This window comes from Pseudomonadota bacterium (genome assembly GCA_039028935.1).
Taxonomy (GTDB): domain Bacteria; phylum Pseudomonadota; class Gammaproteobacteria; order Steroidobacterales; family SZUA-146; genus SZUA-146.
Window position 1 is genome coordinate 42,243 of record JBCCHD010000025.1, and the last position, 9,067, is coordinate 51,309.

At 57.7% G+C, this 9,067-nt stretch carries 6 protein-coding genes and 1 pseudogene; 6 read left to right on the forward strand and 1 reads right to left on the reverse strand.

Going from position 1 to position 9,067, the window contains the following annotated elements; all coding sequences use genetic code 11:
* The first annotated feature begins 233 nt into the window (after positions 1 to 233).
* From AAF465_12105 to AAF465_12130, 6 genes are all read left to right on the forward strand, one after another.
* A complete protein-coding gene (locus tag AAF465_12105) occupies positions 234 to 2,006 on the forward strand; it encodes a VWA domain-containing protein (protein ID MEM7083468.1) in 1,773 nt (590 codons plus the stop codon).
* Between the two features lie 69 nt (positions 2,007 to 2,075).
* The gene (locus AAF465_12110) at positions 2,076 to 2,705 is read left to right on the forward strand and encodes an RNA polymerase sigma factor (protein MEM7083469.1); all 630 of its coding nucleotides are present in this window, start codon (positions 2,076 to 2,078) and stop codon (positions 2,703 to 2,705) included.
* A complete protein-coding gene (locus tag AAF465_12115) occupies positions 2,702 to 3,883 on the forward strand; it encodes a hypothetical protein (protein MEM7083470.1) in 1,182 nt (393 codons plus the stop codon). Before AAF465_12110 ends, AAF465_12115 begins: the two co-directional genes overlap by 4 nt.
* A 126-nt stretch (positions 3,884 to 4,009) precedes the next feature.
* On the forward strand, positions 4,010 to 4,987 hold the full coding sequence (locus AAF465_12120; GenBank protein MEM7083471.1) for a malate dehydrogenase: 978 nt from the start codon (positions 4,010 to 4,012) through the stop codon (positions 4,985 to 4,987).
* A 303-nt stretch (positions 4,988 to 5,290) separates the two neighbouring features.
* Positions 5,291 to 7,756, forward strand: coding sequence for an acyl-CoA dehydrogenase (locus AAF465_12125; GenBank protein ID MEM7083472.1), 2,466 nt, complete (start codon positions 5,291 to 5,293; stop codon positions 7,754 to 7,756).
* Between the two features lie 191 nt (positions 7,757 to 7,947).
* Positions 7,948 to 8,712 carry an SDR family oxidoreductase gene (locus tag AAF465_12130; protein MEM7083473.1) on the forward strand — a complete coding sequence of 255 codons (765 nt, stop codon included), beginning with the start codon at positions 7,948 to 7,950 and terminating at the stop codon, positions 8,710 to 8,712.
* A 56-nt stretch (positions 8,713 to 8,768) separates the two neighbouring features.
* On the opposite strand, the pseudogene AAF465_12135 reads toward AAF465_12130, so the two are convergent.
* Positions 8,769 to 8,975, reverse strand: a pseudogene (locus tag AAF465_12135) (EAL domain-containing protein).
* Positions 8,976 to 9,067 lie beyond the last annotated feature (92 nt).

Consider the following 9,067-nt stretch of genomic DNA (forward strand, 5'->3'; position numbering starts at 1 on the left):
TCCGACCCTCAAACCACCTTTATCACGCGCCTCGACTGGGTAACGGGCGACAGTCGGTCCAAGGGGGGGGGTCGAACTGTGGCGCGCAGCGCCGACGATCTGGTCGATGCCCGGCGCACCCGCACCGCCGCCAGGCGCTTCGGCGTCATCGACAGCGTTCGCGACATTAACCCCATTCGCTTCAACCGGTCGTTTATAGGGTTACTCGCAGCAAAAATACTTAGGAGAGACCGATGACCTACCGCTTCCACCCGTTACCCGTCATGCTATGTGCCGCCGCCGTAGCGCTCCCCGGTTGCAGCACCGATCGCGTCAACACGACCGCAAAACCGTCACCCCCCTCGGTCGAACGAAACGACGCGTTTGAGGAGGTGATTGTCACCGGCTCACGAGTGCCTGACGCCTCGCCCGTGCCACAGCCCCAACCGGTCGTGGCGAACCAGGCAGAGGCCAAGCAATACAGGCAAGAACGCGATGGTGCATTGAATGCGATCGCGCCCGCCGTTTCGGTCCGCGACATGTCGGTTCACGCACCGCCTTATCTCTCTGTGCAGAACCGGGAAAACTATGCGGTGATCGAACGAAATTCCGTAACGCTCACGCGCGACAACCCGGTGTCCACGTTCAGCGTCGACGTTGATACCGGCGCGTATGCCAATGTGCGACGCTTTTTGAATAATGACCAACTCCCGCCTCAGGACGCGGTGCGCGTGGAAGAGCTCATCAACTATTTTGATTACGACTATCCGACGCCCGACTCCTCTGATGTGCCGTTCAGCGTGAATACCGAACTATCGCGCGCGCCATGGAGTGATAACTGGCTGCTCCAGATTGGCCTCAAAGGCTATGAAGTCCCAGCCGCCGACCGCCCTGCGGCCAATCTTGTCTTTTTGCTGGACGTGTCTGGCTCGATGAACAGTGCTAACAAACTGCCCCTACTTAAAAAATCGTTCCGTCTGTTGACGCAACAACTGAACGAGCGCGATCGCATCTCAATTGTTGTGTACGCCGGCGCGTCGGGTGTGGTGCTAGAACCCACTGCCGGGGACAATCAACGCGCCATCTCGCGCGCACTGCGTCAACTGCAGGCCGGCGGTTCGACCAATGGCGCAGCCGGCATCCGCCTGGCGTATCAGCTCGCAGAAGAAGCGTTTATTGAGGACGGCATCAACCGCATTGTGCTGGCCACCGACGGTGACTTTAATGTGGGGACGGTCGATTTTGAGGCGCTCAAAGACCTAGCCGAACGCAAACGTCAAAGCGGCGTGTCGCTCACGACACTGGGCTTTGGTTCGGGTAACTACAACGATCATCTCATGGAACAATTGGCCGATGCCGGCAACGGCAACTACGCGTATATCGACTCGCAAAAAGAAGCGCGCAAGGTACTGGTCAACGAAATCACCTCAACGCTCCACACCATCGCCAAGGATGTCAAAATTCAGATCGAGTTCAATCCCGCCGTGGTCGCTGAATACCGCTTGATCGGATACGAGAATCGGGCACTGAATCGAGAAGACTTCATCAACGACCGCGTCGACGCGGGGGAGATCGGCGCCGGCCATACCGTGACCGCACTCTACGAACTGGTGCCGGTTTCCAGCAGTTCTCGCAGCGTGCATCCGCTTCGCTATCAGGCAGAAAAACGCACACAAACCGGCGACCTCAGCGCGCAATCGGAAATCGGCTTTATCCGACTGCGCTACAAACAACCGCACGGGGACATCAGCACAGAGATCGGCACGCCGGTACGCCTGTCCACTTTGCAAAGTCTTGAGGACAGCACCGACAACCTACGCTTCAGTGCCGCCGTGGCGGCATTTGGTCAACTGCTCTGTGGTGATGTGCACACGGGTCGCTATGGCTTTGACGATGTCGAACAACTGGCCCGTGGCGCGATAGACCGCGATCCTCATGGCTATCGTCACGAGTTCGTTGATCTGGTCAATACCGCGGACATGCTATTTGACGAACAAGGTGCCCAACAAATTGCGGTCACCGATTAATCACCTACCGCCAGCGCCAAGGACGGCGCGAGCGGTGGTCGGCCCCAAGCCCCGTAGCGGGCCGACCCCATGACGTCGGCTTTAATACGTCGACAACGGTATCCTTCTGGTGCCGGCTTGCTTAAAGTACTGGCCATGGATGGGCAGCGCTCCGACCAAGAACTGATGATGGCCTATGGCCGCGGCGACACCGACGCGTTTGGTGAACTGTACGCCCGACATAAAGGGCCGCTGTATCGCTACTTCAAACGCCAGTGCCGCGTGGTGGAGATGGCGGACGAACTGTTTCAAGACACCTGGGCACGCGTTATTCAGGCGCGCGAGCGCTATCAACCTACCGCTAAATTTACTACCTGGCTCTATCGCATCGCCCACAACCTGTTGATCGATCAAGGTCGCAAACATCAGCGGTTGCCGCATCTGGTGGTCGTCGGCGATGAGGTCGATCCGGCCTCGACCGATCCCACTCAAGAGTCTTTGGCCGATGCGGCTGCGCTTCAACAACGGCTACTCAGCGCGATCGCCGCTTTGCCGGACGAACAGCGTGAAGCGTTCTTGTTAAAGGAGGAAGGCGGTTTATCGCTGAGCGACATCGGTGATGTGCTCGGCATTGGTCGAGAGACCGTCAAAAGCCGCTTGCGGTACGCCACTCAAAAACTTCGATCCGCTCTTGCCGATGATCAGCAGGCTCACCTATGACTGATACAACACCCAACGAAACCGAGCTCTCACACCTCTACAAGGCAACGCGCACCGAGATGCCTCCGGCGTCGCTCGATGCGGCAATATTGGCGCAGGCCAAGGAAGCCAACGAACCCACACCCCGCCGCCCGGCCTGGTTGGTGCCGGTTGGACTCGCTGCCACGGTTCTACTCGGCGTCAATGTCGCGACCACACTCAACGACCACTCAGCCGAGACTGACGTGTATTCAACGGTCAGCCAACCGGCGCCACGCACCGACTCGAACGCCGGCGGCGGCCTTACTCAACCGATTGACGCCGGTCGTGTGGAACGTCAAGAGGTCACCGCCGATACGGCTGCCTCCAAGCCTAGTCAAGCGGCGGAGCAACCCACGGTTGACGCGGCGCGAGCGCCCAAAACCACCCCTCTTGAGCTCGAAGCCTCCGGCTCGCCATTGGCGTCCGAGGCCCGGTCAGTGCGCGCGCCGGTGCCGCAGCCACCAACGGAGGTCGTCCGTTCAGGAAAAGAGGATCGCTTTACGGTCGGATCCAATGAAACGATGGAGGTGGATGAAGACAACACCCGTGCGCCAGCGGCTGACAGCGAGTCGGCGTTCGCAAGCACCTCACCCAATGACGCACCCGTCGTTGAGTCGGAATCAACATCCGATGAGCAGGTCGTCAGCATGGCAACGCCGCCAGGTTCCGCAGCACCGTCTGACTCGGTCGAATCAGATGATCCGTTGCTTGCCGATGAACGCTCCAGCGATCACATAGAGTTCGAGGAAATTCTGGTCACAGGGTCTCGCGTACCCGACGAACGAGAACATCGCTTTGAACGCCCCACCGCAAAAGGGCAGGCACTGAAAAATGCGCGCCAGCGATCGCTCACCGAGGCCGAGCAATCATCCATGGCGGCGTCCGCTGTTCGTCAACCGGCCCCACCAGTGTACGTGTGTGATCTCGACGCGCTTGGCATTGATGCCGAGGTCATCGAACGCGCCAAGGTGGCAGCGCGACTGGCCACACCCAAACGCGATGCGATGACATGGCTTCAATATATTCGTCAACTCGGAGAAGACGGTGAGTACACAGATGCCTGTGCACAGCTCGCCGCCTACCGCGCACTGTTTCCAGACCTTGTAATTATCATGCCGCTACCGGTGACGCTCGACACACCGGCCGAAACGCCCTAATTGATGGGGCAGCGTCAACTTGAAATCACTCGAAAATCCGCTAAATGAGTCGCTAAAAAAGCGGCGCTTCCGGGCATCGACAGTGTTAGAATCAGCGCCCTCAACGCCATTCTCAGGGAGCTCGCTATGAACAAGCCCGTCGTGGTCGCCATTACTGGCGCTGCCGGTCAAATTGGTTATCAACTCGCGTTTCGCATCGGCTCGGGTCAACTCTTGGGTCCAGACCAGCCTGTGATTCTGCACTTACTTGAAATCCCTCCCGCTATGGATGCGCTCAATGGTGTCGTCATGGAGCTCAATGACTGTGCCTTCCCGACGCTCGCCGGTATCGTCGCCACCGATGATCCCAATGTGGGTTTCAAAGACGCCGATTACGCGCTGCTTGTCGGCGCCCGCCCGCGCGGCCCCGGCATGGAGCGTAAAGACCTTCTCGAGGCTAACGCGAAGATTTTTTCGGTTCAGGGCAAAGCCATTAAAGACCACGCGAGTCGTGATATCAAAGTACTCGTGGTGGGCAACCCGGCGAATACAAACGCACTCATCACCCAACAGAACGCGCCCGACATCGACCCCGCTAATTTCACAGCGATGACACGGCTCGATCACAATCGCGCACTGAGCCAACTGGCTGAAAAAACGGGCAAGCACGTCAACGACATCAAGCAGAGGACGATTTGGGGCAACCACTCCGCGACCCAATATCCCGACATAAACCACTGCTCGGTTGATGGTGCCGCCGCCCCATCGTTGGTCGATGATAGCTGGACCCGCGACGATTTTATTCCCACCGTTCAAAAACGTGGCGCCGCAATCATCAAAGCGCGTGGCGCTTCCTCGGCGGCGTCCGCCGCGTCCGCGGCCATCGATCACATTCGAGACTGGGCGCTGGGCACCGCCGATGGTGATTGGGTCAGCATGGCCATCCCATCCGATGGCAGTTATGGGATTGCTGAAGGCGTCATTTACTCGTTTCCGGTCACCTGCGAAAACGGTCACTATCGTATCGTTCAGGGCTTATCGATCGACGACTTCAGCCGACAGCGCATGGATGAGACACGCGCTGAGCTACAAGAAGAGCGTGACGGCGTGGCGCACTTGCTGTAGCGCCTGCCGATCGATGGTTCTGTCCTAATAGCCTTACGCTAAGCGGGTTCAGCGCCTCGCAAAGCGGCGCAACGCCATGCGGGGCTCAAGGCCGCCCTATCCGTAAACCCCGAAAGCCACTCGCTCGAGTGGCTTTTTTGGGCCCATTGAGCGCAGAACTTGAGCCAAATTTACGCTTTTTTTCAAACTTATCTTTCTGTTTTAATTGAATATTCTCGCTATTGAGATTATTGTCAATTGCGGCATCGCATCATCTCGAGCTATAGTCGCTCCAGAATCAAAGGTATTGAAAGGAAAACGGTCATGTCGACGCTTTTTTGGCTTCTCACGTTTATCGGTGGTGCTCTGGCCTTGGGCTTTACTCGCGCATCGCTCAAGCACACCACCTTCGCAGCAGCTGGGTTTTATTTGGCCTATCTGGTCTTTGGCGATGGCGGTTTCCTTTGGTACACACTGTTGCTCATTCCATTGGCCGGCTTGGTGGCACTCAACATGGCCGACTGGCGCCGGAATACGCTGAGCAAACCGGCGCTCGCGCTGATGCGCAAAGCCTTGCCCGAAATGTCCGATACGGAACGTGCGGCACTGGATGCGGGCACAGTGGGCTGGGACGGCGATCTCTTCTCAGGTAATCCAGATTGGAAAGAACTACTCGGTGCACCCAAGCCCACGCTCACTGAAGAAGAGCAAGCGTTTCTCGACGGACCGGTTGAAGAACTGTGCGCGATGATCGACGAGTGGCAAATCACGCACGAGCTCGCCGACCTCCCCGAAGACATCTGGACCTACCTGAAAGAACAGAAATTCTTCGCCATGATTATTCCCAAAGCCTACAACGGCCTCGAATTCTCGGCGCTGGCCCATTCGGCTGTCATCGCCAAATTATCCAGCCGCAGCGCGACCGTCGCCTCAACCGTTGCCGTACCCAACTCGTTAGGCCCGGGTGAGCTGCTCATGCACTACGGGACAGAAGAGCAGAAAAACTACTACCTGCCGCGACTGGCTGTCGGCGAAGAGATTCCGTGTTTTGGTCTGACCAGTCCACGTGCCGGTTCCGATGCCACGTCGATTTCCGACACGGGCATCGTGTGTAAAGGAACGTTTGACGGTGAGGAAGTGCTCGGACTTCGGCTGAACTGGAACAAGCGTTACATCACGCTCGCCCCGGTGGCCACCGTGATCGGGTTAGCTTTTCGCATGTACGATCCGGACAGTCTGCTCGGGGAGACCGAAGACCTCGGTATAACCTGCGCGCTGATTCCGTCTCACCTGCCCGGTGTTACCTCGGGTCGGCGACACTTCCCACTCAACGTGCCGTTCCAAAATGGACCGACACAAGGCGACAACGTGTTCATTCCACTGAGCTACATTATCGGTGGCGCCGACATGGCCGGTGAAGGCTGGCGCATGCTGGTTGAATGCCTCACTGTTGGTCGGTCGATCTCGCTCCCCTCGACCGCCGCCGGCGGTGGCAAGGCGGCCTTAGCATCGAGCGGTGCCTACGGCCGGATTCGCCGACAATTCAACTTGCCCGTCGGCAAGTTCGAGGGCATTCAAGAACTCATCGCGCGGATAGCTGGACTCACATACGCGATGGACGGAGCCGTCAAGTACACCTGTGGTGAAATCGATCGAGGTCAGAAACCGGGCGTGCCATCCGCCATTCTCAAATACCACTGCACCGAGTTTGCGCGTGACATCGCCAACGACGCCATGGACATTCACGGCGGCAAGGGCATCTGCCTAGGGCCTAACAACTATTTGGGCCGAGGCTATCAGGCCGTGCCGATTAGCATTACCGTTGAAGGCGCTAACGTCATGACTCGCTCTCTGATCATTTTTGGTCAGGGCGCCATTCGCTGCCATCCTTACATGCTCAATCTAATTGAGGCATGCAATGACGAGAGTTCACAGGCGCTCGAGAATTTCGACCGCAATTTGTTTGGCATGATCGGCAATGCTTGCGCCAACGCGTCTCGCTCGTTCTTGCTGGCGCTGAGCTCATCCCGACTCACACCTGTACCGGTAGATGGGCCAACCAAAAAGTACTATCAGCAAATTAACCGCTACAGCTCAGCGTATGCGCTTGCCGCCGATGTAGCGATGATGAGCCTGCAGGGCGGGCTCAAAAAACGCGAGATGCTGTCAGGTCGACTCGGCGACATTCTGAGCTGCCTGTACTTCGCCTCCTGCGTACTGAAGAAATTTGAAGACGAAGGTCGCCCGAGCGACGACTTACCGGTGGTCGACTGGGCAGTTCGACATTTCATGTACACCGCACAAGAGCAGCTCCACGGCGTCATTCGCAATTTACCCAATCGCGCATTGGCCCTCGTACTGCGCATGCTTGTATTCCCTCGTGGTCGGATGTATTCGGCACCGTCGGATGAACTCGATCGCAAGGTGGCCGAACTCATGATTCGCGCGTCCGATACACGCGAACGACTGGTCTCCGGCATTTTCCTCACGCCCACACACAACAACATCCCGGGTCGCATCGATCAGCTGATGCGTCGCGCAGACGCGTTCGAAGCACTCGAGAAAACACTGCGCAGTGCGATCAAAGAAGGGAGAATCCGGGATGGTGCACCACCTGCGATCGTCGAAGCCGCGGTTGAAGCAGGCGTATTTAGTGCCGATGAAGCGCGAGAGTATTTGGCCTTCGACGAGGAAGTTCAGGCACTCTCGGCAGTCGATGACTTCACGACCGAAGAGCTTATGGCCGGGTCAGCCGCATCGCGTGATACAACACTGCATACTGCCGCCTGACCACTCGCCATGCGGTACGACGCGACCGCATAAAGCCCAAAAGGCCGAGCCGCTTTTCCGGTTCGGCTTTTTTTATGAGTGCCCATTACTCAGAACAGACACCCGCATTAACGTCGTGCTTAATACCATGATTATTGCCGCGATTTCCGCACGGGTTACACTGTGGGTTCACTGGGCAATGAGGAACACTCATGACGCATTCAGCGCGCTCTGCTCAACCGACGGTATTAGTCACCGGCAGCAGTCGTGGTATCGGCGCAGCGACCGTTCGGCTACTGGCCGAGGAAGGTTACCGTGTTTGCATTAACTATCGACGCAGCCAAGAGGCGGCCCAGGCGTTGAGCGAGTCTCTCGCGCATACCCGACCTCTGGCCGTGCAAGCGGATGTCTCGAAGGAGCGGGAAGTGGTGCGCTTGTTTGACGCGATCGACCAGGAATTCGGCCGTTTGGATGCACTCGTGAATAACGTCGCAGTGCTATCGAATCAGGCGCGCGTCTTCGATCTCGATGAACAACGCATCAACCGAGTATTGCGCCATAACGTCACCAGTGCTTTTTTATGCAGTCGCGAGGCGATCAAACGCATGTCGACGCAGCAAGGCGGCCAAGGCGGTGCGATCGTCAATGTTTCGTCGGTAGCCGCACTCACCGGGTCACCGGATGAATACGTTGACTATGCGGCCTCAAAAGGGGCGATGGATGCGCTGACGCGCGGACTGGCCAAAGAAGTCGCCGCCGAAGGGGTGCGCGTGAACAGTGTGCGACCGGGCTTTATCTATACCGACATGCACGCTGACGGTGGCGATCCTAACCGAGTCGACCGACTCGCGGCTCACATCCCGATGGCGCGTGGAGGCGAAGCGCTAGAGGTCGCACAAGCGATTCGCTGGTTGCTCTCCAGCGATGCTTCGTATGTGACCGGCTCGTTTATCAATGCAGCCGGCGGAGCGCCTTAATCGTGTGGTGGGTCGCGGTGTGCTGTCTGACCCTGAACACGCGTAGCCGGCGTCGATCACTCCGTGCTTGATGCATCGCCTTGATCGCGAAGAAACCGGCCGATTCGTGACGCGGCGAGCGGCTTGCCCAGCACGTAGCCCTGCATGAATTCAACGCCGAGTTCTTTGAGCTGCGCCATATGAGCCGGTTTTTCGACCCCTTCAGCAACGATTTGTTTGTTGAGATTTTGCGCGAGTGTCACCATCGCCTCGAGCAGCTTTCGATTGCGTTGACTACCTTAGAGATCCAGCCTGATGACAGCAATCAAGTGCGGCAAATAGATTGCCAACACAATCGACTGCGCTATCTCAATCA